25 protein-coding genes are annotated in these 26,526 nt (G+C 67.1%); 5 read left to right on the top strand and 20 right to left on the bottom strand.

Annotated elements, in window-relative coordinates; all coding sequences use genetic code 11:
• Positions 1-67: 67 nt before the first annotated feature.
• From AC3A3W_RS18625 to lysS, 4 genes are all read right to left on the bottom strand, one after another.
• Positions 68-2,560 (bottom strand): ATP-dependent Clp protease ATP-binding subunit, encoded by a 2,493-nt coding sequence (locus AC3A3W_RS18625; RefSeq protein ID WP_205655145.1) that lies wholly within the window; start codon positions 2,558-2,560, stop codon positions 68-70.
• A gap of 408 nt (positions 2,561-2,968) precedes the next feature.
• Positions 2,969-3,295: a histone-like nucleoid-structuring protein Lsr2 gene (locus tag AC3A3W_RS18620; protein ID WP_487444618.1), complete on the bottom strand. Its 327-nt coding sequence runs from the start codon at positions 3,293-3,295 to the stop codon at positions 2,969-2,971.
• A gap of 135 nt (positions 3,296-3,430) precedes the next feature.
• Positions 3,431-3,688, bottom strand: coding sequence for a hypothetical protein (locus AC3A3W_RS18615; protein WP_487444480.1), 258 nt, complete (start codon positions 3,686-3,688; stop codon positions 3,431-3,433).
• 2 nt (positions 3,689-3,690) lie between these two features.
• Positions 3,691-5,229: a lysine--tRNA ligase gene (gene lysS / locus AC3A3W_RS18610; RefSeq protein ID WP_487444479.1), complete on the bottom strand. Its 1,539-nt coding sequence runs from the start codon at positions 5,227-5,229 to the stop codon at positions 3,691-3,693.
• 97 nt (positions 5,230-5,326) lie between these two features.
• Here lysS and AC3A3W_RS18605 point away from each other — a divergent pair, with 97 nt between their 5' ends.
• The gene (locus tag AC3A3W_RS18605; protein WP_487444478.1) at positions 5,327-6,280 is read left to right on the top strand and encodes an alpha/beta fold hydrolase; all 954 of its coding nucleotides are present in this window, start codon (positions 5,327-5,329) and stop codon (positions 6,278-6,280) included.
• 92 nt (positions 6,281-6,372) lie between these two features.
• Positions 6,373-7,209, top strand: coding sequence for an alpha/beta fold hydrolase (locus tag AC3A3W_RS18600; RefSeq protein ID WP_205655141.1), 837 nt, complete (start codon positions 6,373-6,375; stop codon positions 7,207-7,209).
• A 109-nt stretch (positions 7,210-7,318) separates the two neighbouring features.
• Here the strand turns inward: AC3A3W_RS18600 and AC3A3W_RS18595 are convergent, their stop codons facing one another.
• The 11 genes from AC3A3W_RS18595 to ftsH form a co-directional block, all read right to left on the bottom strand.
• Positions 7,319-8,857: an MDR family MFS transporter gene (locus tag AC3A3W_RS18595; protein WP_487444476.1), complete on the bottom strand. Its 1,539-nt coding sequence runs from the start codon at positions 8,855-8,857 to the stop codon at positions 7,319-7,321.
• Between the two features lie 150 nt (positions 8,858-9,007).
• Positions 9,008-9,937, bottom strand: coding sequence for a 4-phosphopantoate--beta-alanine ligase (locus tag AC3A3W_RS18590; protein WP_487444475.1), 930 nt, complete (start codon positions 9,935-9,937; stop codon positions 9,008-9,010).
• Position 9,938: 1 nt separating this feature from the next.
• Complete coding sequence (locus tag AC3A3W_RS18585; protein ID WP_487444473.1) at positions 9,939-10,874, bottom strand: Rossmann-like and DUF2520 domain-containing protein; 936 nt, start codon at positions 10,872-10,874, stop codon at positions 9,939-9,941.
• Positions 10,867-12,483, bottom strand: a complete 1,617-nt coding sequence (locus tag AC3A3W_RS18580; RefSeq protein WP_487444471.1) for a PH domain-containing protein — start codon at positions 12,481-12,483, stop codon at positions 10,867-10,869. The genes AC3A3W_RS18585 and AC3A3W_RS18580 overlap by 8 nt, the downstream gene beginning before the upstream one ends.
• Complete coding sequence (locus AC3A3W_RS18575) at positions 12,480-12,992, bottom strand: PH domain-containing protein (protein WP_487444470.1); 513 nt, start codon at positions 12,990-12,992, stop codon at positions 12,480-12,482. The genes AC3A3W_RS18580 and AC3A3W_RS18575 overlap by 4 nt, the downstream gene beginning before the upstream one ends.
• Positions 12,973-13,503 (bottom strand): DUF3180 domain-containing protein, encoded by a 531-nt coding sequence (locus tag AC3A3W_RS18570; protein ID WP_487444469.1) that lies wholly within the window; start codon positions 13,501-13,503, stop codon positions 12,973-12,975. The genes AC3A3W_RS18575 and AC3A3W_RS18570 overlap by 20 nt, the downstream gene beginning before the upstream one ends.
• Positions 13,504-13,505: 2 nt before the next feature.
• A complete protein-coding gene (folK, locus tag AC3A3W_RS18565) occupies positions 13,506-14,060 on the bottom strand; it encodes a 2-amino-4-hydroxy-6-hydroxymethyldihydropteridine diphosphokinase (RefSeq protein WP_487444468.1) in 555 nt (184 codons plus the stop codon).
• Positions 14,057-14,416: a dihydroneopterin aldolase gene (gene folB / locus AC3A3W_RS18560; RefSeq protein ID WP_487444466.1), complete on the bottom strand. Its 360-nt coding sequence runs from the start codon at positions 14,414-14,416 to the stop codon at positions 14,057-14,059. Before folB ends, folK begins: the two co-directional genes overlap by 4 nt.
• A 25-nt stretch (positions 14,417-14,441) precedes the next feature.
• Positions 14,442-15,362, bottom strand: coding sequence for a dihydropteroate synthase (gene folP, locus AC3A3W_RS18555; protein ID WP_487444465.1), 921 nt, complete (start codon positions 15,360-15,362; stop codon positions 14,442-14,444).
• A gap of 10 nt (positions 15,363-15,372) precedes the next feature.
• Entirely contained in the window at positions 15,373-16,011 is a 639-nt protein-coding gene (gene folE / locus AC3A3W_RS18550) for a GTP cyclohydrolase I FolE (protein ID WP_487444463.1), read from the bottom strand.
• 10 nt (positions 16,012-16,021) lie between these two features.
• Complete coding sequence (gene ftsH / locus AC3A3W_RS18545; RefSeq protein ID WP_205655130.1) at positions 16,022-18,088, bottom strand: ATP-dependent zinc metalloprotease FtsH; 2,067 nt, start codon at positions 18,086-18,088, stop codon at positions 16,022-16,024.
• Between the two features lie 368 nt (positions 18,089-18,456).
• Here ftsH and AC3A3W_RS18540 point away from each other — a divergent pair, with 368 nt between their 5' ends.
• On the top strand, positions 18,457-19,290 hold the full coding sequence (locus tag AC3A3W_RS18540) for a DUF559 domain-containing protein (protein ID WP_487444461.1): 834 nt from the start codon (positions 18,457-18,459) through the stop codon (positions 19,288-19,290).
• A gap of 193 nt (positions 19,291-19,483) precedes the next feature.
• Here the strand turns inward: AC3A3W_RS18540 and hpt are convergent, their stop codons facing one another.
• The 4 genes from hpt to dacB form a co-directional block, all read right to left on the bottom strand.
• The gene (gene hpt, locus AC3A3W_RS18535) at positions 19,484-20,035 is read right to left on the bottom strand and encodes a hypoxanthine phosphoribosyltransferase (RefSeq protein WP_205655128.1); all 552 of its coding nucleotides are present in this window, start codon (positions 20,033-20,035) and stop codon (positions 19,484-19,486) included.
• 43 nt (positions 20,036-20,078) lie between these two features.
• Entirely contained in the window at positions 20,079-21,119 is a 1,041-nt protein-coding gene (tilS, locus tag AC3A3W_RS18530; RefSeq protein ID WP_487444460.1) for a tRNA lysidine(34) synthetase TilS, read from the bottom strand.
• A 161-nt stretch (positions 21,120-21,280) separates the two neighbouring features.
• On the bottom strand, positions 21,281-22,411 hold the full coding sequence (locus AC3A3W_RS18525) for a zinc-dependent metalloprotease (protein ID WP_487444458.1): 1,131 nt from the start codon (positions 22,409-22,411) through the stop codon (positions 21,281-21,283).
• Between the two features lie 97 nt (positions 22,412-22,508).
• Positions 22,509-23,999 carry a D-alanyl-D-alanine carboxypeptidase/D-alanyl-D-alanine endopeptidase gene (gene dacB, locus AC3A3W_RS18520; protein WP_487444616.1) on the bottom strand — a complete coding sequence of 497 codons (1,491 nt, stop codon included), beginning with the start codon at positions 23,997-23,999 and terminating at the stop codon, positions 22,509-22,511.
• A gap of 167 nt (positions 24,000-24,166) precedes the next feature.
• Between dacB and AC3A3W_RS18515 the strand changes: the two genes are divergently transcribed.
• Together AC3A3W_RS18515 and AC3A3W_RS18510 are read left to right on the top strand one after the other, a co-directional pair.
• Entirely contained in the window at positions 24,167-24,655 is a 489-nt protein-coding gene (locus AC3A3W_RS18515) for an inorganic diphosphatase (RefSeq protein ID WP_307099078.1), read from the top strand.
• 266 nt (positions 24,656-24,921) lie between these two features.
• On the top strand, positions 24,922-25,521 hold the full coding sequence (locus AC3A3W_RS18510) for a hypothetical protein (protein WP_487444456.1): 600 nt from the start codon (positions 24,922-24,924) through the stop codon (positions 25,519-25,521).
• A gap of 42 nt (positions 25,522-25,563) precedes the next feature.
• Here the strand turns inward: AC3A3W_RS18510 and AC3A3W_RS18505 are convergent, their stop codons facing one another.
• Positions 25,564-26,445 carry an HAD family hydrolase gene (locus AC3A3W_RS18505; RefSeq protein WP_487444454.1) on the bottom strand — a complete coding sequence of 294 codons (882 nt, stop codon included), beginning with the start codon at positions 26,443-26,445 and terminating at the stop codon, positions 25,564-25,566.
• Between the last annotated feature and the right edge of the window lie 81 nt (positions 26,446-26,526).

Here is a 26,526-nt window from a genome sequence, read left to right as displayed (position 1 = left end):
GCCGGCTCCCTTGCGGGTGCAGGCGGGGCTTCGTTGGCGCTGGAGTGCGACTGTCGGCTTGCTGCCGCTATGCGCTCGGAGCGATCTCCGGGATGCGGGGCTTGGCGTTGCCGGCGAACGTGAACTTGGCGTCGTCTCCTTCGCCGTCCACATCCACCACCACGATGTCGCCCGCGTGGATCTCGCCGAAGAGGATCTTCTCGGAGAGCTGGTCCTCGATCTCGCGCTGGATGGTGCGGCGGAGCGGCCGTGCACCCATGGCGGGATCGTAGCCGCGAGTGGCCAGCAGCACCTTGGCCGCCTTGGTCAGCTCGATGCCCATGTCCTTGTCCTTGAGGCGCTTCTCGAGGCGGCCCACGAACAGGTCCACGATCTCGATGATCTCGTCCTGCGTCAGCTGCGGGAACACCACGACGTCGTCGACACGGTTCAGGAACTCGGGGCGGAAGTGCTGCTTGAGCTCCTCCGTGACCCGGGCACGCATCCGGTTGTAGCCGGTCTGGGTGTCCGTGCCGGACTGGAAGCCGGTGGCGACGCTCTTGGAGATGTCCCGGGTACCCAGGTTGGTGGTCATGATGATCACGGTGTTCTTGAAGTCCACCACCCGGCCCTGGGAGTCGGTCAGGCGGCCGTCTTCCAGGATCTGCAGCAGCGAGTTGAAGAGGTCCGCGTGGGCCTTCTCCACTTCGTCGAACAGGACCACGGAGAACGGACGGCGGCGGACCTTCTCGGTCAGCTGCCCGCCTTCTTCGTACCCGACGTAGCCGGGAGGGGCGCCGAAGAGCCGCGATACCGTGTGCTTCTCGGAGTATTCGGACATGTCCAGCGTGATGAGGGCATCCTCTTCACCGAACAGGAATTCGGCCAGGGCCTTGGCCAGCTCGGTCTTGCCGACGCCGGTGGGGCCGGCGAAGATGAACGAACCGCCGGGGCGCTTCGGGTCCTTCAGCCCCGCACGGGTGCGGCGGATGGCCTGGGACAGCGCCTTGATGGCCTCGTCCTGGCCGACGACCCGCTTGTGCAGCTCGTCTTCCATCTTCAGCAGGCGCGAGGACTCTTCCTCGGTCAGCTTGAACACCGGGATGCCCGTGGAGTTCGCGAGGACTTCAGCAATCAGGTCCTCGTCAACTTCGGAGATGTCATCCATCCCGCCGGTCTTCCAGTGGCGTTCCTTCTCCGAGCGCTCCGTGATGAGCTTCTGCTCCTTGTCACGCAGCGCTGCGGCGCCTTCGAAGTCCTGCGCGTCAATCGCGGACTCCTTCTCCATCTTCAGCTCGGAGATCCGCTCGTCCATTTCCTTGAGCTCCGGCGGAGCGGTCATGCGGCGGATGCGGAGGCGGGCTCCGGCTTCATCGATGAGGTCGATCGCCTTGTCCGGCAGGAAGCGGTCCGAAATGTAGCGTTCGGAGAGGTTCGCTGCCGAGGCGAGGGCGCCGTCGGTAATGGTGACGCGGTGGTGCGCCTCGTAGCGGTCACGCAGGCCCTTGAGGATCTCGATTGCGTGGGCAACCGACGGCTCCTTGACCTGGATCGGCTGGAAGCGGCGCTCAAGCGCGGCGTCCTTCTCAATGTGCTTGCGGTACTCATCCAGCGTGGTGGCACCGATGGTCTGCAGTTCGCCGCGGGCCAGCATCGGCTTCAGGATCGAGGCCGCATCGATGGCGCCTTCGGCGGCACCGGCACCCACGAGCGTGTGGATCTCGTCGATGAAGAGGATGATGTCGCCGCGGGTGCGGATCTCCTTGAGGACCTTCTTCAGGCGCTCTTCGAAGTCACCGCGGTAGCGGGAGCCGGCCACGAGGGACCCGAGGTCCAGCGTGTACAGCTGCTTGTCCTTGATGGTTTCGGGGACATCGCCGCGCACGATCGCCTGGGCGAGGCCTTCGACGACGGCCGTCTTGCCGACGCCGGGCTCACCGATCAGCACGGGGTTGTTCTTGGTACGGCGGGAAAGGACCTGCATGACGCGTTCCATTTCCTGCTCGCGGCCGATGACCGGGTCCAGCTTGTTCTCGCGGGCGGCCTGCGTCAGGTTCCGGCCGAACTGGTCCAGGACCACTGAGCCTGCGGGAGTCCCCTCGGCCTGACCCTGGCCAACGCCGGCGCCGGTGGCCTCTTTGCCCTGGTACCCGGACAGCAGCTGGATCACCTGCTGGCGGACCCGGTTGAGGTCGGCGCCGAGCTTTACCAGCACCTGGGCCGCAACACCCTCACCCTCGCGGATGAGTCCCAGCAGGATGTGCTCCGTGCCGATGTAGTTGTGGCCAAGCTGCAGGGCCTCGCGCAGCGAAAGCTCCAGCACCTTCTTTGCACGCGGGGTGAAGGGGATGTGGCCCGAGGGAGCCTGCTGTCCCTGGCCAATGATCTCCTGCACCTGCTCGCGGACGCCGTCGAGCGAAATGCTCAAGGACTCAAGAGCTTTGGCGGCAACGCCCTCACCCTCGTGGATCAGACCCAAGAGGATGTGTTCGGTACCAATGTAATTGTGGTTCAGCATGCGTGCCTCTTCTTGGGCAAGCACAACTACGCGACGGGCACGGTCCGTAAATCGCTCAAACATTTCGCCACACTCCTAGCTACGACGTACTTTGATGCTACGTGGGCGAGGTGCGACTTGGGGAGCTTGTTCGCCACAGGGGAAACCGCACCGAGTTCGCAGCTTCGCAACCTGCCCGCTGGAAGCGGGCTGAAACCGCCGGTTCCGCGCGCCCGCCACATACGGTGCGACGGATTTATACCGGGCCATTCCGCCGGAAACTTTGACCGCCCGCCCCGATTCCTGCTTCTCAAGAGAATCAAGGGGTCAATGGGATTCGTGGGGGTTACGAGATCTTTTTTGCGCGGGAAGAATCCGCCCCACAAAGCGGGCCACGGAATACGGCTCCCGCGGCAAGATTGCGTGATTAAAGGGCGGCGCCCCCGGTGTAGACCGGGGGCGCCGCCCTTTAATGCTCAGAGCCACAGCAATCTAGGCATTTGCCTTTTGGTACGCTTCCTGGATTTCCGCCTGGATACGGCCGCGGCTATTAACCGTGTAGCCGTGATCCCTGGCCCATTGGCGTATCTGCGCAGAGTCCTGATTGCGTCCGCCGGTTGCCCTGGTACGGGCAGGGCGGCCGCCGGACGTCTTGCGTCCGGCGGAAACAAAGCGTTCCAGTGCCGAGCGCAGTTCTGAAGCATTGGCCGTTGACAAGTCAATTTCATAACTGACGCCATCGAGCCCAAAGCGGACGGTTTCGTCCGCCGATCCCCCATCCAGATCGTCAACGAGGACGATATTTACTTTCTGTGCCATCAAAATTCTCTCTTTTGGAAAGGGACGTGTGATCAGATAAGCAGGATGTTTCCACCTAAAGTATCTCCCCGATTAAGGCAACGCGTCAAAACACGCATTGGTTCCTTGGCGTAGCCGGAGAAGAAATGGCCGCCGCTATTTGTCAGATTCGTCCGGAGATCCCGAAGTGCCTGCCGGCGGAAATGCCTGCGGGCGGTCCTGCGGCGATTTCGGCGGCGTTCCGGGCTGCGACTTATTCTGCTGGGCGGCCTGCGCGGAGCGCGCATCAGCTTCGGCCTGCGCTTTGGCCTCGGCCTGGCGTTCGGCCTTGTCAGCATTGAAGATCGCCTTCATGGCAAACCAGAACAGCAGGCCCACCACTAGTGAGGGCAGCAGGACTGCGACATACTCCACGGTCAGTGGCCTTCTGGCTTCAGGAGCGGGAACAGGATGGTCTCCCGGATTCCGGCGCCGGTGAAGAGCATGACGAGGCGGTCAATACCGAGGCCGATGCCGCCCATGGGAGGCGCACCGTACTCAAGGGCGCGCAGGAAGTCCTCGTCCAGCTGCATGGCTTCAACGTCGCCTGCCGCCGCATGCCGTGACTGTTCGGTGAGGCGTTCGCGCTGGATGACGGGGTCGATGAGCTCGGAGAAGGCGGTGCCGCGCTCCATGCCGCCGATGATGAGGTCCCAGGCCTCGATCAGCCGGCCGTCCTCGCGGTGCGGGCGGGCCAGCGGCTGGGCCGACGGCGGGTAGTTGTAGACGAAGGTCGGGTTCAGCAGGGTGGGCTCAACGATCTCGCCGAAGAGTTCCACGGCGAGCTTCTCGGCGTCCCACTTGGGGTCCACCTTGACCTCGTGCTTTTCCGCGACTGCGCGCAGTTCCTCCAGGGTGGTGTCCGGGGTGATCTCCACTCCGACTGCCTCCGACAGGCCGGGGTACACGGCCAGCCAGGCCCAGTCGCCGTCGAGGTTGATTTCGCCGGCGTCGGTCTGCAGGGTGCGGCCGGCGCCCACGGCGTCCGCGGCGTCGAGGATGATCTCCTTGATCCGGTCCGCCATGACGAACTGGTCCGCCCAGGCCTCGTAGCACTCGAGGGTGGTGAATTCGGGGCTGTGGGTGGAGTCCACGCCCTCGTTGCGGAAAACGCGGCCCATGTCGTAGACACGGTCGATGCCGCCCACCACCGCGCGCTTGAGGTACAGCTCGGTGGCGATGCGCAAGGTCATCTTCTGGTCGAACGCGTTCATGTGCGTCTCGAACGGGCGGGCCAGGGCGCCGCCGTGGACGAGCTGGAGGATGGGGGTTTCCACCTCGACATAGCTGTGGCGGTGCAGGCTCTCGCGGATCGAGCGGGTGATGGCTGCGCGGGTGTAGACCATTTCGCGGGCCTCGTCGCGCACCATCAGGTCCACGTAACGCTGGCGGACGCGGGTTTCCTCGTTCAGCTCGGCGTGCAGCACCGGCAGCGGGCGCAGGGCCTTGGACGCCATGGACCAGGATTCGGCCATGACGGAGAGCTCTCCGCGGCGGGAGGAAATGACCTCGCCCTTGATGAAAACGTGGTCGCCGAGGTCCACCAGGGCTTTCCAGTCCGCGAGCGCTTCTTCACCGACGTTTGCCAGGCTGAGCATGGCCTGGAGGCGGGTGCCCTTGCCGTCAACGCCGCCCTCCTGGAGCGTGGCGAAACACAGCTTGCCGGTGTTGCGGACGAAGACCACGCGGCCGGTCACGCCGACGACGTCCCCGGTGGTGTCGTCGGCTTCCAGGTGTGCGTACTTTTCACGGATTTCGCTGAGCGAATGCGTCCGCTCAACACCCACCGGATACGCCTCGGTGCCGCGTTCGAGCAGCTTGGCGCGCTTTTCCATGCGGATGCGCATCTGCTCGCTGGCGTCGAGCGGCTCGGGGGCATTTTTGGGGGCGGGGGTGTTTTGGGAAGTCACAAGCATCAAGTTTACCGGGACTTCGCCTGCGCGGCTTTCCGGCTTCCGCGGCACCCGTTCCGGCTGCCGTATGCACATCAGGGGCTGGGCATAGACTCGGGCTGTGGAGACCTGGACTGTTGAAACGGACGACGGCGGCCGGCTGGAGGTGCATTCCTTCCGGCCCGGGCTGCTCACCTCCGCTGACGGCGGCCCGGCAGCGTCCCGCACCGCTCCCGGCACCGCCACGGGCTCCGGTGACGCACTCCCGGCGGAGGCTCCCGGCGTCGTAGTTATCCACGGCACCCTGGTGACCGATGCCCTGTACCGGCCGTTCGCCCGCAAACTCAGCCTCCTGCTCAGCCGACCGGTGCACTGCTACAACCGCCGCGGCCGGGCCGGATCCCCGCCGCAGCCGGACGGCTACTCGGCGGCCACCGAGGTGGGCGACCTTGCCGCCGTCATGCGGGCCACCGGGTCCGAGGATGTGGTGGCCCACAGTTACGGCGGCTTCGTGGCACTGCAGGCTGCCCGCAGCGTGCCGATCCGGCGGCTCGTGACGTACGACGCCGCCGTGTCGCTGTCCGGAAACCTGGACCACCGGTGGCGCCCGGAGCTGGAGCAGGCCGTCACCGATGGCCAACTCAACCACGCCTGGGCGCACCTGGTGCAGGGCCTCGCCACGGCGGGACCGGTGTCCTACCTGCCGCTGGGCGCCCTGCGAATGCTGAGCATCCTGTCCGCCCGGACCAACCTCGGCGCGGAGATGCGGCAGCTCCTGCCCACCGCCGTCGCAGAAATGCGGGCGGTGCTCGACGCCAACGCGGAACTCACTGACTTCACCGGGCTGACCACCCCCACGCTGATGCTCAGCGGCGGCTGGAGCCCGGGATACTTCGCCGAAACCGGCCGCCAGCTGGCCGCAGCCGTTCCCGCGATCGAGTTCGCTGTGGTGCCGGGGCAGCTGCATGAAGGTCCCATCCGTCCCGGGAAACGCCTGGCTGTCCGGATGGCACGCTTCCTGAACGGCACCGACGGCAGCATCCAGTCCCTCAGCAGGCGGCGCCGGCGCCGGTAGGCAATCGCCGCCTCGCTGGTGAGCGATATCCCCCAGCGCTTCCGGACGTGACCCGGCTGTCAGAGGACCGCCACCTCCGATAGGCTCAGAGCATGACGCGCGAGATCATCAGCACACCCGACGGCGGCACTCTCGAGTTGTTCAGCACGGGCGCTGAACTCGCCTCCGCTGGCTCCGGCGTGGTTGTGGTGACAGCATCCATGGTCACGGCAGCCGATTACACGCGCTTCGCCCAGAAGCTGAGTGCTTCACTGGGCCGGCCGGTGCACACGTTCAACCGGCGGGGCCGCGGCAGTTCGTCCGAGCAGCCCGGCGACTACACGCTGGACGTCGACATCCGCGACCTCGAAGCCGTGATGAAGCACACCGCCAGCACCGACGTCTTCGGGCACAGCTTCGGCGGTGCTGTGGCGATTCACGCGGCCCGCCACCTGCCCGTGGAGCGGCTCGCCGTCTACGATCCGGCGGTGTCCGTCAACCAGAGTGTCAAGGCCGACTGGACCACGGAATATGAGCGCGCGACGGCGGCGGGAGACGACGACCGTGCCCTCGCCGTCCTGCAGCGGGGGCTGGAGGCGGGCGGCCCCTTCTCGTCGCGGATGCCGCTGTCCATGCTGACCCTCGCCAACAAGCTCACGGCCGGCACGTCTGTGGGAAAGCAGCAGCGCGAGATGATGCGCACTGGCGTCCGCGAGATCAAGGCGATCATCGCGGCGGACATGCCTGCCGAGCCATTCCTGGAGCTGCCGCTCGAAACGCTGATCATCGTGGGCGAAAAGAGCCCGGCTTACTTCGGTGTGGCGTGCGGGCAGATCCACGACGTCCTCTCCGGCTCGAGCTACACCATCCTCCCCGGCTTCGGGCACGACGGCGTCAACCGCGCCCCGGACAGGCTGATCACCGAGCTGAGCGACTTCTTCGCCGGCTGATCCGCCCCCGCGGGAAACCACAGCGCGAACGGACACTTAAGCCCCCGTATCCGCAGGGCCTCAAGTGTCCGTTCGCGCTCAGGGGTGGGGCTTAAGTGTCCGTTCGCGCTTAGTGGTCGGGGGCGGGGGCCGCTTCGGCGCCTGCCGTCTTTCGCATCATGGCGGCGAGGACGACGGCGGCAACGGCTATCACTGTTGCCGTCAGGAACGCGGCGCTCATTCCCGCAACGAGCCCCGAGCCTGCCGCGACCACAGCGAAGATGGACACCAGCAGCGCCGTGCCCGCGGCACCCGCGACCTGCTGCAGTGTGCTCATGATGGCCGAACCGTGCGAGTACAGGTGCGGCGGCAGCGGGTTCAGTCCCGTGGTGAAGGCAGGCGTGAACAGCAGCGCAAGACCGAAACTCAGTCCGACGTGCAGGGTGACGATCCACCACACCGGTGTGCCGGCGTCGAGCATGGAAAACTGCCACAGCGCCAGAACCATCAGGGACGAACCCGTCACGGTGAGGGGAAGCGGCCCCACCTTGTCGAACAGCCGGCCGATCACCGGGCCGAGCAGGCCCATGGCGAGTCCGCCGGGCAGCAGCGCGAGGCCGGTCTCGAGGGATTTCAGGCCGCGGATTTCCTGCAGGTACAGCGGCAGGAGGATCACCGCGCCAAAGAGGGCGATCATGGCCACCACCATCAGCAGCACCGACACCGTGAACATCCGGAAGTTGAAGGCCCTCAGGTCCAGCAGCGGCGCCTCGGACTTCTGCAGCTGCAACTGGCGCAGCACGAACGCCACGAGTCCGGCGACGCCGAGGGCCAGGGCAACCAGCGCGCCCGTGCTGGGGCCGCCGCCGGCACCATGGCCTCCGCCGATCTGGCTGAGTCCGTACACCAGCCCGCCGAATGCGGGGACGGTCAGTACGACGGACAGGAAGTCGAGCTTGGCCTTCTCGGCCTCGCCAACGTTGGTCAGGTAGCGGGCACCGATCGCCAAAGCTGCCAGCGCGATCGGCAGGACGAAGACGAACATGAACCGCCACGAGAAGTGTTCCAGAATCAGGCCGGACACCGTGGGGCCCATCGCAGGCGCCACGGAGATGGCAATGCTGACGTTGCCCATGACGGCGCCGCGGCGGGCCAACGGAACAAGGGTGAGGATGGTTGTCATCAGCAGCGGCAGCATGATCGCGGTACCGCCTGCCTGGATGACCCTTGCCAGCAGGAGGATCCCGAAGCCGGGTGCCAGCGCGGCCAGCGCGGTTCCGCCGGAGAAAAGCCCCATGGCCAGCAAGAACACGGCACGGGTGGACAGCCGCTGCAGAATGAAGCCGGTGGTGGGAATCACGACGGCCATGGTGAGCATGAAGCCGGTGGACAGCCACTGCACCGTAGGGGCGTCCACCCGAAGATCCACCATGAGGCGCTGCAGGGCCACGTTCATGATGGTCTCGTTGAGGATCACCACGAAAGTGGCCACGAGCAGCGTGACGATGACCGTGACGGACTCGCGCGACATTTTGTCGCCGGAGGGAGCAGGCCTGTGGGCCTCCGGCGTCCGGACCGTCGAGGCATCCGTCTGCTGTAGGGCGGCCTGGGTTCCGGAAGGCTCCCGCCCGGGCTCACAGTAGGAATTTGACGTGACTTCGGTAGACATGGAGAGACCCTCAGAGAGTTGGAAAGGATTGCCGGCGGGCAGCGCCGCTGCAGACTCCAACAGTCTAGTGTTCCCGGACATTCCCGTGCACGGGGCGCGGGTTCCAAAGGTCGCCGGAAAGAGCGCCCGGAAGGGCGCCGAAAGTCCCCCCTAGGAGCTCAATGGGAGGTTGTCGATCAGCCGCACCGGACCGACTTTGGCTGCGACGATGGCCAGCGCCTCACCCCGGAACGGCGTCTCCCGGCAGTTCTCTGCCAGCGGTTCCAGGGTCCGGGGGTCCACCACCTCCAGATAGTCCAGCTCCACCAGGGGCTGGGACTCGATCAGGGCCCGGGCAGACTCGACCTCCAGCGGCTTGCGGGCATTGGCCCGCTCCTCGAGCAGCCGCAGCGCACGGGACAGGACCAGCGCAGCGTCGCGCTCCTCGGCCGACAGGAAGCGGTTGCGGCTGGACAGCGCCAGCCCGTCTGCTGACCGGATGGTGGGGACGCCGACGATTTCCACCGGAAAGTTCAGATCCGCGACCATCTGCCTGACCAGGGCCAGCTGCTGCGCGTCCTTTTGCCCGAAGTAGGCGCGGTAGGCGGGGAGGCCTCCCCCGGAGCCGGTGACGAATGCGTTGGCCCCGGGCAGTCCGGTGGCAGGAATCCCGAGGTGCAGCAGTTTGGCCACCACGGTGAGTGCGCCATCGAAATGCCCCGGGCGGGACGCTCCCTCCCATTTTTCACCGAGCCTGCCGGACGTGATCCGGACGGTCGGCTGCCCGTCCGGGTACATTTCCTCCAGCGAGGGGGCGAACACCAGGTCGACCCCCTGCGCCTCGAGCAGCGCCAGGTCATCCTGCAGGGTGCGCGGATAGCGGTCGAGATCCGCCGCATCGCCAAACTGCAGCGGGTTCACAAAGATGGAGGCCACCACCACGTCATTCTGTTCGACGGCGGTGCGCGCCAGCCGCGCGTGGCCCTCATGCAGGGCGCCCATGGTAGGTACGAGTCCCTGGGAGGAACCCTCCTTTTGGGTCAGGAGCAGGCGGCTCTGGGCGCGCAGGGATGCCGCGGTCGTTACGAGTCGGATTGCCATGTCAGTGTCCTCCCTTGGCCCCGGGGCCGTCTTCGTCTGGTCCGTCTTCAGCCGTTGCCATGAGGGCTTCGCGGATGTCCTCCAGCTGGTCAGGCTTCAGCAGCCCCCTGCTTTCGGCCCGCCGCGCCGTTGCCCGCGCCATCGCCAGGTACGCCGCGAGGATGTCGCCGCCGGTACCGGCGTCGTGCTCGCGAAGTGCCCGCGCATGCGCCGCGACGGTCCCCGCGTCCCCCCGGGCCACCGGGCCGGTCAGCGCCGATTCTCCGGAGGCAAGGGCATTCTCGAGCGTAGCCCTCAGCAGCGGTCCGAGCATGCGTTCGGGAGCGTCCACGCCCACTTCGCTGAGCAGCTGGGATGCCTGTGCGACGAGCGTGACCAGGTGGTTCGAGCCGTGCGCCAGGGCGGCGTGGTAAATAATCCGGTCCGCTTCGGCGATCACCACCGGCTCGGCCCCCATTTCCACCACTAATGCCTGCGCGATGGGCAGCATGGCCGCATCCGCCGTGACACCGAACGTGCAGTCCAGGAGCCGGGTCAGGTCAAGGCTCATGCCGGTGAAGGTCATGGCCGGGTGCAGGGCGAGCGGCACGGCACCGGCAGCACGGACGGGATGCAGGACGCCAACGCCGAAGCGGCCCGACGTGTGGGCCACGAGCTGCCCCGGCTGCCAGGCCCCGAGCTTCGCCAGCCCCTCCACCAGCCCGCCCAGGGCGTCGTCCGGCACGGCCAGGACAACCAGCTCCGAGCGCTCCACTATGTCCTGCACCTCCAGGACGGGAACGCCGGGGAGCAGCGTCTCAGCCCGTTCCCGGCTGGCGTCTGACACGGCGGAAACCCCGACGACGGCGTGTTCGGCCGCGCGCAGCGCAGCTCCGAGGACGGCGCCCACCTTGCCGGCCCCAATGATTCCCACGCCAAGGCGTCCGGGCTTAGCCACGTTGCGGGCCTTCCTGTTGGTGTGTTTGGTGTGTCCGTTGGTTGGGCCCGTTGAGATCGGTTTCGCTCCCCAACCGCTCCCTAACCTCGCCAGCTCGGCCAGGGATCCCGGCGGTCGTGGCCCCAGGCTCAACCACCGGCGGCTGCTCAACCACCGGCGGCTGCTCAACCAGCGGGGCCACTTGCGCCAGCCACTGCTCGCTGGTCTGGCGCCGCCGGGCGGCCCGGGCGCGGGCCGCCTGCTGGTCGAAGAGCCCACGCGCCTCGTCCACGCCGGCCTGGATCACGCGCGGGGTGACCGGGCCGGCGGTGGTGTGAAGCACAAGATCCGCAAGTCCGAACCGGCGCGCCAGCGGACCCTGGTGCAGCGCCATCGACTGCGTGCGCTGATGCGGCACCACAACAAGCTGCCGCCACCAACGGCCGGACCGCATCAGCAAGGCAGTGTCCGTGGCGGCGAAGCCGTTCCGCCGCCACCCCAGCGGGGCGAGGAAACGGCCGCGGCGCGGCGTGGTCACAAAGCCTCCGTCGGAGTCCAGGCCGTTCAGCCCGCCCTGGAAAACCCCCACGGGGTCGGCGGTTCCCGGGTCCGGCAGGACCAGGGCCAGCATGTTCAGCACGTCGCCGACACCGCCGACGGGCAGCAGCGTGGTCCGCGATCCCCCCTCGCCGTTGTTCCCGACGGCCCCGTACCCGGCCACGTTGACCTGCATCCGGTACCAGTCGAAGATGCGCCACAAAGGCGGCTGCACCACCCGCAGCGCCTGGACCCTGCCCGGCGGCAGGGTCTGCGCCTGGGTGTCCAGCAGGCCGTAGCGGAGGCGGATGCCGTCCGGAGAGATGGCAGCCGTGAAGTTGTAGCCCTTATGGAACGATGCCCAGTAGGCGGCGAACAGGCCCAGCGCCGCGGGAATCAGGTAGAGGAAAAATCCCCGGTTCTCGGTGATTGCGGACAGCACCACGGACGCCACGCCGCCAAGGATGATGAAGACACTCTGCTCGCTCAGCAGCAGGGATCCGATGAGGCGCGACGGCGGGACACGCAGCACCTGGTGCTCCGGCGCCTCCGGTGCGGCTGCTTCGGCCTGCCCGGGCTCCAGCTGCACGCCCGAGGCGCGCGCCAGGATGGTGGCGCGCAGCTGCCGGGCGTCGTCCAGGCGGAGATAGGAAAGCCGCACCGCGGATTCGCCGGCGTCCGCCACCTCGAACTTCAGTTCCGCGAGCCCGAAGATCCTCGCCAGCAGCGGCTGCACAATGTCGATCGCCTGGACCCGGTCCAAGCGGGCCTGGCGCTGCTGCTTGAACAGGAAGCCCGTATTGACGCGGACGTAGCCTTCGGCCACCTGGTACCGGGTGAAGTACCACGACAGGATGAACCCGGAAACCGCCAGCAGCAGCATGACGGCACCGCCGGCGAGGAGCCACGGGGCGCGGCCGGCTATCCGGTCGTCAACGAGCGGCCCGCCCTGCAGCATCCTCTCGAACGAATCACGCCCGAAGAAGTACGCGATGGCCACGAGCGCCAGCCAGCCCCGCACGAAGGGTGACGCCGGATGTACCCGGAGCCACGCGCCGTCGGGCGTTCCTGGAGGGTGCCCGGCCGCGGTCACAGTCCGGCCAGCCTGGCTTCACCGCGCGCCGAGAGCTGTTCCCGCAGCCGCGCACCTTCCGCGGTGGGCAGCCCCGGGATCGTGGCGTTCGTCCCGGCGGACGCCGTGTGAAGCTTGACCGTGCACAGCCCCAGGCTCCGTTCGACCGGGCCCGCGCTGATGTCCACGTATTGCATCCGGCCGTACGGGACCACCATGACGCGCTGGAAGAAGATGCCACCGCGGATCAGCAGGTCGTCGTCGCGCTCGGCGTAGCCGATGGCCCGGACCTGCCGCGGGATCAGGACCAGACGCCACAGCGCGAGGACAACTATGAACGCAGGCACCGAGATGGCGAACCACAACGGCGGCCAGCGCCACCAGCCCAGCAGGACGAACGCCAGGGGCAGGCTCAGGACAGCCACCGTGATCAGGTTGCCCACGGCCCATTCCACCAGGCGGACCGTGACATATTTGGGCGAAACGCGCAGCCACACGACCCCGGGGGGATCAATCGCCGCGGTAGGCATATTCGCCTTCCCCCTTGGCCTTGCCGGGACGCGGCCGGCCCGGTAGCCCGTTCCCAGTCTCGGAGTCACCGTCTTCCGGCGGAATCTTGCAGAAGCGTTCGACGACGAGCCCCACCACGATCATGACCAGGCCGCCGCCGGCCATGCCGAGAGCGAGCCACGTGAGCTCCTGGCTGTTGCGCAGGCTCCAGATCTGCAGCAGCTCAACGAAGATCCCCGCATGCCAGCCGAGCAGCATGGCGCCCGTGTAGGCACAGGCCTGCGCAAGGACCAGGGTCCAGGCGGCCAGGATCGGGTTGAGCATTTTCTTCTTCTTGCCGTTCCGCCAGCGCAACACACGGATGCCCAACACCAGGGTGAGGACCACGATCACGCCCATCGTCACCAGGCCGGTGGGCGGCAGCACCGGGGTGGCCAGTCCGTACCGGCCACCCAGCACGGCGGCGGACCAGCCAGCAATGGCCAGAGCCAGGCCGACCACCGCGAGCAGCAGCGGGTTCAGGGGCTTCACCGCTATTCCACCGCCCCCGCCGTGGGAATTCCGTTGAAGTCGCCGAAGCCGTCAAACGGGGTGAGGCCCGCGAAATCGGCGGCCCGGGCTGCCAGCGCGCCGATCCGCTCCCCGTTCAGGATTGCGGTGGGCTCGATGAGCGACCACGGGTAGAGCACGAAGGCCCGTTCAGCCGCGCGCGGGTGCGGCAGGGTCAGCTCGGGATCTGAGCTTTGCAGGTCCCCGTAGACGATGATGTCCACGTCAAGGGTCCGCGGTCCCCAGTGCACCTCGCGGACCCGGTGGTGCTTGTTTTCGACCGCCTGGCAGTGCCTGAGGAGCTCGAGGGGTTCCAGGGAGGTTTCCACCGAAATCACCATGTTGAGGAAATCAGGCTGGCCTTCCGGTCCGCCCACCGCCTTGGTCTGCACCACCGGCGAGACCGCGAGAAGACGCACTTCGGGCCGGTCCACGAGGTCCGCAACGGCCCCGGACAGCGTGTCGTTGCGCTCCCCCAGGTTGCTGCCCAGGGCCAGGACCGCGCGTGCATAGCGGCCGTTCGTGGGGGCCGTGTTCATGTGCGCTCCCGGTAGACGGTGACGGCGACGTCGCCGAAAGGAACCTCGATGGGCGCCTGGGGCTTGTGCACAGTGATCTCCACGGCTTCGATGTTGAATTCCTTGAGCAGGCCTTCGGCCATTCTCACAGCCAGGGCTTCGATCAGGTTCAGGGGCTCACCGGTGATCCAGTCTTTGATCCGCCCTGCCACTTCCCCATAGTGGGCGGTATCCCTGACGTCGTCCGATGCCGCGGCCCGGCCGAAGTCCAGGTGAAGCACGGCGTCCACCACAAACGGCTGGCCCTCGCGGCGCTCAAAGTCGAACACCCCGTGATAGCCGGTCGCGGTGACACCCCGCAGTGAGATCCTGTCCATCGTTTTCCTGCTCAGCCTCTCCTAGTCAGCGGCCGGAATTCGGTGCGCCCAGGCGGGCGGCGACCTTGACGGCGTCCAGGCTGGGACCGACGTCGTGCACGCGCACGGCCCAGGCGCCGCGGGCGGCGGTGATCGCAGTGATGGCGGCGGTGGCGGCGTCACGCTCCTCCGGGAGCGCCGCCTTGCCGGCCACGGTCAGCAGTGTGCCCAGGAAGCGCTTGCGCGAGACCCCGACGAGGACTTTGTGGCCCATCGCCTCAAGCCGGTCAAGGTTCCTCAGGAGCTCCCAGTTCTGCTCGTCCGTCTTGGAGAAGCCGATGCCTGGGTCAATGATGATCTGCTCAGGCTGCACGCCTGCGGCATACAGCTTGTCCCGCACGCCGCTGAGTTCGGCGACAACGTCATCCGCCACATCCTGGTAGTCGGTCAGGGATGTCATGGTCTTCGCATCGCCGCGGCGGTGGGTCAGAACGTACGGAGCTTTGCTCCTGGCCACGAGTTCGGCCATGCCCGGCTCGATGGTGAGGCCGGAGACATCGTTGATGATCGCCGCTCCCGCTTCAAGGGCGGCTTCCGCCGTGGAGGCGTGGGTGGTGTCGATGCTGACCAGGGCGCCGGCCTTGGCCAGCGCAGCAACGACGGGCAGGACGCGCCGCTGCTCCTCTTCGGGGCTGACGTCCTCCGCGCCCGGGCGCGTGGACTCGCCCCCGACGTCGATGATGTCCGCTCCGGCGTAGAACATCCGGAGGCCGGCAGCAATGGCGGTGTCCGCCGTCGCGTGCTTGCCGCCGTCGCTGAACGAATCCGGGGTGACGTTCAGGATGCCCATGACGAGCGATCGGCCGGTGGGCAGGTCTTCAAATTTGGCAGCCGGCCGCGGTTTGCGCAGAACGGGCAGCGGGGATGTTGCGGGTCCGGTTCCAGGTGCTGCAGCTAGGGAATCCATAGTCTGTTGTTTACCTTCCGAGTATGAGGCTCATGGCTTCGGCACGGGTGGCCGGGTCATGAAGTTGCCCGCGGACCGCGCTTGTGACGGTCTTGGCCCCGGGCTTGCGGATGCCGCGCATGGACATGCACATGTGTTCGCATTCCACCACCACAATGGCACCGCGCGGCTTGAGGAATGTGACGAGCGCTTCGACGATCTCCGTGGTGAGCCGTTCCTGCACCTGCGGACGGCGGGCGTAGATGTCCACCAGCCGTGCCAGCTTGCTCAGGCCCGTCACCTTGCCGTCGTGCGACGGGATGTAGCCGACATGCGCCACACCGTGGAACGGCACGAGGTGGTGCTCGCACGTTGAGTAGAACGGGATGTCCTTTACCAGCACCAGTTCCTCGTGGTCGAGGTCGAAGGTGGTGGACAGCACGGCGCCCGGGTCCTGGTGCAGGCCGGCGAAGACCTCGGCGTAGGCCTTTGCGACACGCTTGGGCGTGTCCTGCAGGCCGCCGCGGTCCGGGTCCTCCCCGATGGCCAGCAGGATTTCCCGCACAGCCGCTTCAATCCGTGGCCTGTCCACCTTGTGGTGCTTGCCGGAACCGCCGTGCGCCGAGTGGTCGGTGGAGGCGGAAAAGTCGTCGTCGTCGAAGTGAGTCACAGCAAAGAGCTTAGCCGTGGTGGCCGTCCGGGCCCGCTTCCGTGACTCCGCCCTGGAAGGTGGCATCCTCGGGAACACCCTGCGGATGCGGCGGCAGGGCGTCCAGCGGCTCCTCCAGCCGGGCCTCCTTGGCCTCTTCCTGGGCCTCGCGTTCGGCCTTCTCCAGCCGCGACTCCACCGGGCCGGCCTTCTGGACCGGGCGGGTTTCCTTGGACAGCCACACTTCCCGGAAGTCGCGCTTGCGGATGTCGCGGAAGACGTCGGCGATCTCGGCCTGGTTCAGGGTTTCGCGTTCCAGCAGTTCCAGGGCCAGACGGTCCAGGACATCGCGGTTTTCGGTGAGAATGGCGTAGGCCTCGTCGTGCGCCTGGTCGATCAGGCGGCGGACCTCCTCATCGACGATGTAGGCGATCTGGTCCGAGTAGTTGCGCTCGTGGCTGGCGTCGCGGCCGAGGAACGGCTCGCCGCCGCCCTGCCCGAGGCGTACCGCTCCGACGCGTTCGCTCATGCCGTACTGCGTGACCATCTGACGGGCCGTGGCGGTGGCTTTTTCGATGTCGTTCGAGGCGCCGGTGGAGGGATCGTGGAAGACGATCTCTTCGGCGACGCGGCCGCCCATGGCGTAGGCCATCTGGTCGAGGAGCTCGTTGCGGGTGACGGAGTACTTGTCGTTCTCCGGAACCACCATGGTGTAGCCGAGGGCGCGGCCGCGGGGCAGGATGGTGATCTTGGTGACCGGCGCGGAGTTGCGCAGTGCCGCCGCCACCAGGGCGTGGCCGCCTTCGTGGTAGGCCGTGATCTTGCGCTCGTGTTCCTTCATGACGCGGCTGCGCTTCTGCGGGCCGGCCATGACTCGGTCAATGGCCTCATCCAGGGCGCGGTCATCGATCAGGTTGGCGTTGGAGCGGGCGGTCAGCAGCGCGGCCTCGTTGAGCACGTTGGCAAGGTCCGCGCCGGTGTAACCCGGGGTCTTCTTGGCAACCGCCTTGAGGTCCACGCCCTGTGCGATCGGCTTGCCCTTGGCGTGTACGTGGAGGATCTGGTCGCGGCCTACGAGGTCCGGGGCTTCGACCGAAATCTGCCGGTCGAAACGGCCGGGGCGCAGCAGCGCGGGGTCCAGCACGTCGGGCCGGTTGGTGGCGGCGATCAGGATGACGTTGGTCTTGACGTCGAAGCCGTCCATTTCGACGAGCAGCTGGTTGAGTGTCTGCTCGCGTTCGTCGTTTCCGCCGCCGATGCCGGCACCGCGGTGGCGGCCGACGGCGTCGATCTCGTCGACGAAGATGATGGCGGGCGAGTTGGACTTGGCCTGTTCGAAGAGGTCGCGAACACGGGAGGCACCCACACCGACGAACATTTCGACGAAGTCCGAACCCGAGATCGAGAAGAACGGCACACCGGCCTCGCCTGCGACAGCGCGGGCCAGCAGGGTCTTGCCGGTGCCCGGAGGGCCGTACAGCAGCACACCCTTGGGGATCTTGGCGCCCACAGCCTGGAACTTGGCCGGCTCGGCGAGGAATTCCTTGATTTCCTGAAGCTCTTCAACGGCTTCATCCGCACCGGCGACGTCCGCGAAGGTCACCTGCGGCATGTCCTTGTTGACCATCTTGGCCTTGGACTTGCCGAACTGCATGACCTTGGACCCGCCGCCCTGCATCCGCGACAGCAGGAACCAGAACAGGACACCGAGCAGCAGCACAGGGATCAGCAGGGAGAACAGCCCGGAGAGCCAGTTGCTCTCGACCGGCTGGTCCGTGTATCCCTTGGAGGGGTTGGAGTCGGTGACGGCCTTAACCACATCAGGCCCGCGGTCGTTGACGAAGAAGAACTGGACGTTTTTGCCCTTGTCTTGCCCGTCGATGACCAGGTTGTCCTTCAGGACCAGATCAACGCGGTTCTCGCCGTCGAAGATCTTTGCCTGTTCAACCTTGCCGCTCTCGGCAAGCAACTCGAGGCCCGGCTGGGTGTCGATCCGCGTCGCACCGCCCGGAGCCAACGTTGCAAAGGCCAGCAGGAGCATACCGACAACAACGATGATCCAGATGCCCGGGCCCTTGAAGAAACTCTTAGCTTTCATCTGTTCGGGGGCTGGCCCCGTCCCTCCTGGTAGTGCTGCACGGCGCGTGGTCTGCGCGCGTGTGGTGCTGCTTCAGCTTCTAGCATTACACCGCCGCCCTAATTCACGCACGGTGTACGGCAAAAGTTCCCTATGGGCGTAGTCTCCGCACGCTGGAGCCCGCAGCCGGAGGTGCCCGGTGCCGCCATGTCATTTTTGCACCACTTTGGCGCCGCGCCGGATCCTGCTCCCGCGTAACACCTGAGTCCGTCCTGTCCGCGGTCCGCCAAAGTGGTGCAGAAGTGCGTCATGACCGTTGCCCGGCAGGTTCTCCACATAGCGCGCTGTCCATGTTCCGGTTGGCCGTGCGGCCGGGCACGCTGGACGCTATGCAGCCTTCGGATTTCCTCACCCGGCAGGGCGGCGTGGCCAGGCTAGCGCACCTCCGGAGGGCTGGCTTCACCCGGAGCCAAATAGGCCAGGCAGTGAACTCAGGGCTGGTGCTGAAACCCCGGCACGGCGTCTACCGCTCGCCCGGAGCCAGCGATGACTTCGTGCGCGCCTTCGAACTCAACGCAGCCGTTACCTGCGTGTCGGCGGCGGGCCACTATTCGCTCTGGACGCTGAGGAATCCTGGCCGGCCACACCTGGCGGCCAACCACCGGCGCCTCTCCTCCCAAGTCGTGGCCCATCGGTTCAACGGAAATATCTCGACGCTGCTGCCTCCGGTGCTTCCGTTGAAGGACGTCCTGGTCCATGCACTCCAGTGCCTCCCCGAACTGGAAGCCCTCGTGATGGTCGAATGTGCCTACACCCGCGGCGAGACCGATCCCGGTTTCCTTCGGCGGCTGCTGCCCGGCAGCCGGAACGGCCGCGCCAGGGCTGTTCTGAATCTTGCCGAGCGCGGTGCGGATTCGCTGCTGGAAACGGTGGCCCGCGTCCTCTTTCGACGCCACGGATTCGAGGTCCGGACGCAGGTATTCCTTGAGGGCATCGGCTATGTGGACTTCCTGATCAACGGATGCCTGATTGTTGAGATTGACGGGGTGGGCTTCCACTTCAACAAGGCCCAGTTCAAGAAGGACATCCGGCGGAACAATGTCGGCGCAGCAGCCGGCTACCGGGTGCTGCGGTACCTTTACGAGGACGTGCTGCACCGCCCCGAGCAGATGCTGGAACAGATCCGGCTGACTCTGGCCACTCCCCCGCGGACAACCCGGTGACGCCGCGCGCCCTCTTGCGCCGCGCTGACTGCCTGGCACCGCCCACGCGCCTGCCCCGAGGCCGCATTTTTGCTCCTCTTTAAGCCCGCCTTAAAGCAGTCGCGCCGCTGGCGGGCCCTCAAACAGAGGGTTCGACGGCGGCGCGGTTACCGAAAGCGGTGCAGAAATGCAGAGCCCCGGCGAATTGCGGAGCTTATTCGTAGACGTGCGGCGCGAGGGTGCCCACGAAGTCGAGGTTGCGGTACTTTTCGGCGTAGTCCAGGCCATAGCCCACCACGAACTCGTTGGGGATGTCGTAGCCGACGTACTTGACGTCGATCTCCACCTTGGCGGCCGTCGGCTTGCGGAATGCCGTGCAGACCTCGACGGACGCGGTGCCGCGGGACTCCAGATTGGTCTTGAGCCAGGAGAGCGTGAGCCCGGAATCGATGATGTCCTCCACGATGAGCACGTCCTTGCCCATGAGGTCGGTGTCGAGGTCCTTGAGGATGCGGACCACGCCGGAGGACTGCGTGCCGGAGCCGTAGGAGGAAACGGCCATCCAGTCCATGGACACGTGGCTGTGGAGGGCGCGCGCGAGGTCGGCCATGACCATGACCGCGCCCTTCAGCACGCCCACGATAAGGAGTTCGCGGCCTTCATAGTCCTTGTCGATCTCCGCCGCGAGTTCAGTGATGCGCTGCTGGATCTGTTCCTTGGTGTAGAGAACGTGCTTGAGGTCTGCCTGGACGTCGGATGAATCCACCAAATGCTCCTGTGTAGATGCGGGTGCCGAGATGCTGGTGCGGCTATGAACGGGTCGGTTTATGAAGCCGGAATACTAGCTTCCCACAGCGGGCGCCCCCTCGGGGAACCCCAGCCCCTTCGGCGCCCGCCCCGTCCGCCAGCAACTGCGCCAGCGACAGGCGGTAGACGCTCACTCCACCGGGTAGTTCCACCGGGCCCGCGGAGCCCTTCCGCCGCAGCAGGGCTTCGGCCGCGAGGAGCCGCTGGTAGCTGGGCTGTTGGCCGCCGACGTCGGCCGCTGCCTTAGCGATCACCCGGAACCTGATGGCCGGTGACAGTCCGTTCAGGGCTTCTTCGGGCAGGCTGACGTCGTGGCCGGACCGCTCCGCGAGCGCAGCGAACGTGCTGTTGGCCACCTCCTCCAGATAGTCCGCGTCCAGCTGGAGAATGGCGGCCGTCCTAGCCAGGGATTCCGCGACTCCCGGGCCGAGCTTTTCCTCCAGCAGGGGCATCACCTCCACCCGGGTCCGCGTGCGTGCAAAGGACGGGTCCGCGTTGGTGGGATCGTGCCAGGGATCGAGTTCCTCTGCCCGGCAGATTTCCAGGGTGTCCGCCCTGCGCAGCCCGAGGAAGGGCCGCATCAGCTTCCCGCGCACGGGCCTCATGCCGGCCAGGGACCTGGTCCCGGAACCGCGGGCCAGCCCCAGCAGAACCTGCTCGGCCTGGTCGTCGAGGGTGTGCCCGAGGAGGACCGCATCCGCGTCCCATTCCGCTGCGGCCTCGTCCAGCGCCGCGTGCCTCGCGTCCCTGGCCGCCGCTTCCGGCCCGAATCCGCTGGCGGCAACGTCCACCGCGCGCACGAGCACGGGGTCGAGGCCGAGTTCCTTGAGTGTTTCCGCCGTGCGGGCTGCCACGTCTGCGGATCCCTGCTGCAGCTGGTGGTCCACCACCACCGCGCCCACGGCCACCGGATGCCCGTCCACATGGCCGCGGCGCGCGAAGTAGGCGGCCACGGCGGCCAGCGCCAGCGAATCGGGCCCGCCACTGCAGGCCACGAGGATCCTGTCCGGGTAGCCCGCCTGGGCCAGCGCCTCCTGGAGCATTTTCCGCGCGGTGCCAACCACCGGCGCCAGGCGGCCGGGCCGCCGTCGTCCGCTTTTGAGCGGTTCTCCGCTTTTGAGCGGTTCTCTGGTTTTGAGCGGTTCTCCGCCAGGGCGTGGCTCGCCGCCGGGGGCCGGTCCGCCGGAAACGTCCTGCACGGAAATTAGAAGCCCATCCTGTCGAGCCAGATCTTCGCGTCGTGGATTTCCGGCTCGGTGGGGAGGTTCCCGGCTGCGTCCCAAACGCGGTTGAAGCCTTCCATGCCGGCAACTTCCACCACGGCGCGGACGAACTTGGCCCCGTCGCTGTACTGGCGCATCTTGGCATCCAGGCCCAGCAGGTTGCGGATGAACTTCTCGATGACGCCGCGGTCCTTCCCACGGTCGTTGAAGCGCTGCCGGATGGTCTTCACGGACGGAACGATGCTGGCGTCCACCGCATCCATCACCACGTTGGCGTGCCCTTCGAGCAGGCTCATCACGGCCGTGAGGTGCGAGAGCGCAGCTTTTTCCTCGGGTTTCTGCAGGAGATCGAGGATAGCGCCCCTGCCGGGGGTGTCACCGGACACCGTGCGGTCCTTCAGGGAACGGGCGGCCGCGGACGCCCGTTCCATCAGCGAGTCGACGTTGCCGAGCAGATGGCTGCTGAGGTTGTCGATTTCGTTGAGCATGTGGTGCCGGAGCCAGGGCGCCGCCGCAAACTGCACCCGGTGCGTCTGTTCGTGCAGGCAGACCCAGAGCCGGAAGTCCTCCGGCGTCACGTTGAGTTCCCGCTCCACGGCAATGATGTTCGGCGCAACGAGCAGCAGCCGGCCGCCCGACGGCGCAGTGGAACCCTCGGCAAGCGCGGCAAAGGGATCGTATTGGCCAAGGACCTTGCTGGAAAGGAACGCCAGCACCGCGCCCAGCTGGCTGCCGGTGATCGCGCCGCTGACGCTGGCGGCCCCGGGACTGATGGTGCCTTTGCGGTTCTCCAGCATCCGTTCGATGGCGGGTTTGAGCATGACGGCGAAGCTCTGCGTGTTCGCCCTGGCCCAGGACGCACGGTCAACGACGAGGACCGAGGAATCCCTGAGATCCCGTGCGGCGTCCAATCCGGTGATGTGGTGCACGTGGGCAACCGACGCATCGGCGGCCCAGCGCAGCTGGTCGACGGCTTCACCGATCTCCCGGGCGCTGAGGGGCGGCCCGGCGGGAGCCAGCCGGGCGGCAGCCGATGCGGCCAGCTCCCAGTTGATCAGGGCCTGGGCCGGTTCTGAGGTCTGGGCTGAGCTCTGGCCTGCTGTGGACTCCATACGCTCCATCACACCACACGCTTCCGGCTCGGCGCCTTAAGTTCGCCGACTGGCGAACAGCTGCGGGCTCCCCTTCGGCGCACGCCCCCGACCGGGGCTAGCTGCAGCCGCAGGCCGCGAGCACGGTGGCCGAGGCGTCCAGCGCCGGCTTGTTGCCCGCCGCCCCGGGTCTCAGTTCATTGCCGATGAAGGAGAACACCAGCAGCCTTCCGTCGGCATCCACCACATAGCCGCTCAGCGCGATGACGGTATTCAGGGTGCCGGTTTTGGCACGGACCAGCCCTGCGCCCTCTGCGCTGGAATCGTCGACGTACCTGTCGCCCAATGTCCCCGTGAGGCCGGCAACGGGGAATCCGCCCAGCGCTGCCCGCAGCCGGGTGTCCGGCCCGGAGGTGATGGCACGGACCACTTCGGCAAACTGGCGGGCGGAAACCTGGTTCGCGAGCGCCAGCCCGGAGACGTCGGCCACCGTCATGCCGCCGGTGGGGATGCCGAGGTCCGTGAGCTGCTGGAGCACGGCGGCCGTCGCCCCCTCGCTGCTCGCAGGCCCCCCGGCGGCCACCGCAGCCATCCGCCCCAGGGTTTCGGCGAGGTAGTTGTCCGAGGTCTGGAGCATCAGGTCCACCTGCTGGCTGACCGTTGCCGACTCCGCCCGGCCCAGCACCGCGGCGTCCGCCGCCGGTTTCCCTTCAAGGCGTCCGACGCCGGTGGCCACCGTGAGGCCCGCGGCGGCACCGGCCGCTTTGAGCTGGGCAGCGAACGCCTCACCCGCGGTGATGGCCGAGTCCTGCGGCCGGTGCCCGGTGGTAATGGCGGGGTCGAAGCGCGCCGCATTCAGCGCCAGCGGGAACAGCGGAGCCACTTCCCCTGCTGCGACATCATCCGGACTCCACGCCGGGCTGAGGGCAGGGCCGGTGAAGAGGGAGTCGTCCACGAGCACCTGCACCGGTCCGGCGAAGCCGTCCTTGCGCAGCGATTCCGCGGTCTGTCTGGCAAGCGTGGCAAGCCCGGCATGGCCGAGGACCTTGTCCTCGGCAGATTCGCCCGGGCCAAGGAGGACGTCCCCGCCGCCCACCAGCACCACGGTCCGTGACGCGGCGCCTGCCGCCCCTGTTGCCGGTCCCGCAACGGCTTTGGTGGTGAAGCGCGCGTCCGGACCGATCGCCCGCAGCGCCGCGGCGGCCGTCAACAGCTTCATGTTCGAGGCGGGGACCCTGTTGGCCGCGCCGTCCCGGTCGAACAGCACCTTGCCGGTGGCGGCGTCCTGGACAACCCCGGTAAAGGTGCCGCCGCCGTCGGTCCTGAGAACCGGGTCCAGCCGGGCGGCCACCTCGGCAGGGTCGGGAACAGGCGCCGTCGTGCTCAGCGGGCCGATGCCCTGGGGAACGGACAACCGCTCCGGCACGAGCTGCCATGCGGGGGTCTCCACAGGTCCCGGCGCCGACTGGGCCGTCCCGGTCAGGCCCGGGGCGACCAGCATCCCGGCCGGAAGGGCAAGGGCGGCAAGAAGCACCGTGAGGAGCAGGGTGGGCCACGCCCGGACCAGCGCATGAAACTGCGCTGTGAGCCTTTCGCGGCTGGTTGCCATGCCCGTCGTGCCCCTCATGCCGCTGATCCTCAAAGTCCTGAAATTACCCCATTAGTTCCTGAAACCTGGGCCTCTCGCTATATCCTCAATAGTAGTCGGCGGCAGCGACTGTCCTTTTTTGTTGAACGTCAGTGTGCCGCGAACACCAATCGTCAAGGAGCATTTCCATGAAGCATGACGTGACCATCGAGATCCCCAAGGGATCGCGCGTCAAGTACGAAGTCGACCACGAGACCGGCCGGGTCCGCCTGGACCGCGTCCTCTTCACGTCCATGCAGTACCCCACCCACTACGGCTTCTTCGAGAACACCCTCGGCGAAGACGGCGACCCGCTGGACGCGCTGGTGCTCCTGCAGGACTTCGACCTGATCCCGGGCGTCATCGTTGAAGCCCGTCCGATCGGCGTCTTCAACATGACCGACGACGGCGGCGGCGACGCCAAGGTCCTGTGCGTTCCGGCCGACCCGCGGTTCGACCACATCCAGGAAGTCAGCGACGTCAACGAGTTCCTGATCAAGGAGATCGAGCACTTCTTCACGCGCTACAAGGACCTGGAGCCGGGCAAGTGGGTCAAGGCCGAGGGCTGGGCCGACCGCGCCGCAGCCGAGGCCGAGCTCGAGGCGTCCATCAAGCGTTACGTACCCGCGGCACACTGACCCCACCGTCTCCCTAACCTCGCTCCGCTCGGTCAGGGAACCCTGACGGCGTGGGCCCACCCACCACCGCTTTAACAACGACGGCGGCGGCAGCGGTTTCCCTTGGGAACCGCAGCCGCCGCTGTCGCTTTTCCGGACCGCGGCGGCACCGGGGCCGTCCGCCCGGGCGCGATATCGCACCCACGCACCGGCTGGCGTGAGATCCGTAACGTCCCCGGACCGGAGATCTTGCCTCCGAGCTACCACCGGGTAGTCTGATTTGCACCATGTTCACGCTGACTATCAACCAAACAGACAGCCGGCGCGACGGCGACCGGGTCCCGCACCTCCTGAAGGACCTCCGGCATATCCCGGCGCGCCTGGACTTCGACCGCTCCGTGGAGGACGAGGTACAGGGGATCCTGGAGTGCCCGCACCAGACGGTGGAAGCCGCCATGATCGCACTGCGGTGCGGCAGCTGGTACGTGGGAATCGGGGTCGGGCCCGTGAACGAGCCGCTGCCCAACCAGATCAAGGACGCCTCCGGGCACGGGCTGATCTACGCGCGCCGGGCAGTGGACCGGCTCCACAACAGCAAGGAGCGCGTTCCTGTGGCCGTCGAGGGGCCGCTGTCGGACCTGGCCGCCGAAGCCGAATCGGTGCTCCGGCTGCTGGGCCACATCGTCAACGACAGGAGCGAGGCCGAATGGCGCGTCCTGGACCTGCTGACCCCCGGCGTCCGCGGCCAGCAGAAAGCGGTGGCTGAGGAACTGGGCATCACCTCGCAGGCCGTCAGCAAGGCCGTGGCACGCGCGCAGTGGAACGAGGAACACGCCGCCCGGCCCGCAGCGGCACGGCTGCTCTCCCTCATACTCGAGGTGCACTAGTCCCCGAGGGTGCACTAGCGCTTTCGCACCAGCACCCCGGCGTTACAGCAGGCCGCGCAGAACCAGCGCCGCGCCGTCGTCGTACACGGATTTGGTGACCTCATCCGCGACGGCGACCACTTCTTCCGGCGCCTGGCCCATTGCCACGCCCCGGCCGGCCCAGGTGAGCATCTCAATGTCGTTGCGGCCGTCTCCGATGGCCAGCGTGCTGGACGCCTCGACACCCAGCCGGCTGCGCAGATTCTCAAGGGCGCTGGCCTTGGTAACCCCCGCCGCGGCGATGTCCAGCCACGCAGTCCAGCCCACCGAATAGGTGACACCCGCGAGGCCGATGTGCTCAATGGCTTCGTTGAACTCCTCCGGCGTGTTCTCGGCGCTGAACACGACAACGCGCACGGCCGTGGCCTCCAGCATGGTCTGGAAGTCGACGCCGATGGCCTCGACGCCGAAGCTCGCGTCCTGGAAGCGCTCCGTGGACAGGAAGTTGCCGTCCTCGTCCTCCAGCGCGTATTTGGCGCTCGGAAGGCGCTTGCGGAGGGCACGGAGTGCGGGGCCGGGATCGAACGTGGCCTTGTGGATGATTTCGTAGCCGTCCGGCAGTTCGGGGTGCAGGCGCAGGGTGACGCCGCCATTGCAGCAGACGGCATATCCGCGGTCGATGCCGATCTGCTCAATCACCGGCAGGGTGGCGTTGAGCGAACGGCCCGTGGCGATCATGACCTCGTGGCCTGCCGCCACCACGGCCTGGGCGGCCTCGCGGACGGGGGCGGACATGTGGCCGTCGTGGTCCACGAGGGTGCCGTCCACGTCCAGGGCAATCATGAGCTTCTGTGCGGCTTCTCGCTGGTCTGCGGCTTCTCGCTGGTCTGCGGCTTCTCGCTGGTCTTCGATGCCAGCGGCTGAGGATTCAGTCAGTGTAGTCATGCTCCCTAGTAGACCAGACACCCCTGACACCCGCTAGGACGCAGGCCACAGCAGCAAATGAACACCCGGTAAATACTCACA

Source organism: Arthrobacter sp. Soil_N43 (assembly GCF_057655195.1).
This window is presented reverse-complemented; position numbering and strand designations above follow the sequence as displayed.

Bases quoted from the DNA above. Each gene is read 5' to 3' on its own strand.
- AC3A3W_RS18625 (WP_205655145.1), bottom strand. From the start codon at position 2,560: ATGTTTGAGCGATTTACGGACCGTGCCCGTCGCGTAGTTGTGCTTGCC.
- AC3A3W_RS18620 (WP_487444618.1), bottom strand. From the start codon at position 3,295: ATGGCACAGAAAGTAAATATCGTCCTCGTTGACGATCTGGATGGGGGA.
- lysS (WP_487444479.1), bottom strand. From the start codon at position 5,229: ATGCTTGTGACTTCCCAAAACACCCCCGCCCCCAAAAATGCCCCCGAG.
- AC3A3W_RS18600 (WP_205655141.1), top strand. From the start codon at position 6,373: ATGACGCGCGAGATCATCAGCACACCCGACGGCGGCACTCTCGAGTTG.
- AC3A3W_RS18595 (WP_487444476.1), bottom strand. From the start codon at position 8,857: ATGTCTACCGAAGTCACGTCAAATTCCTACTGTGAGCCCGGGCGGGAG.
- AC3A3W_RS18590 (WP_487444475.1), bottom strand. From the start codon at position 9,937: ATGGCAATCCGACTCGTAACGACCGCGGCATCCCTGCGCGCCCAGAGC.
- AC3A3W_RS18575 (WP_487444470.1), bottom strand. From the start codon at position 12,992: ATGCCTACCGCGGCGATTGATCCCCCCGGGGTCGTGTGGCTGCGCGTT.
- folK (WP_487444468.1), bottom strand. From the start codon at position 14,060: ATGAACACGGCCCCCACGAACGGCCGCTATGCACGCGCGGTCCTGGCC.
- folB (WP_487444466.1), bottom strand. From the start codon at position 14,416: ATGGACAGGATCTCACTGCGGGGTGTCACCGCGACCGGCTATCACGGG.
- folP (WP_487444465.1), bottom strand. From the start codon at position 15,362: ATGGATTCCCTAGCTGCAGCACCTGGAACCGGACCCGCAACATCCCCG.
- ftsH (WP_205655130.1), bottom strand. From the start codon at position 18,088: ATGAAAGCTAAGAGTTTCTTCAAGGGCCCGGGCATCTGGATCATCGTT.
- AC3A3W_RS18540 (WP_487444461.1), top strand. From the start codon at position 18,457: ATGCAGCCTTCGGATTTCCTCACCCGGCAGGGCGGCGTGGCCAGGCTA.
- tilS (WP_487444460.1), bottom strand. From the start codon at position 21,119: ATGCTCCAGGAGGCGCTGGCCCAGGCGGGCTACCCGGACAGGATCCTC.
- AC3A3W_RS18525 (WP_487444458.1), bottom strand. From the start codon at position 22,411: ATGGAGTCCACAGCAGGCCAGAGCTCAGCCCAGACCTCAGAACCGGCC.
- dacB (WP_487444616.1), bottom strand. From the start codon at position 23,999: ATGGCAACCAGCCGCGAAAGGCTCACAGCGCAGTTTCATGCGCTGGTC.
- AC3A3W_RS18515 (WP_307099078.1), top strand. From the start codon at position 24,167: ATGAAGCATGACGTGACCATCGAGATCCCCAAGGGATCGCGCGTCAAG.
- AC3A3W_RS18510 (WP_487444456.1), top strand. From the start codon at position 24,922: ATGTTCACGCTGACTATCAACCAAACAGACAGCCGGCGCGACGGCGAC.
- AC3A3W_RS18505 (WP_487444454.1), bottom strand. From the start codon at position 26,445: ATGACTACACTGACTGAATCCTCAGCCGCTGGCATCGAAGACCAGCGA.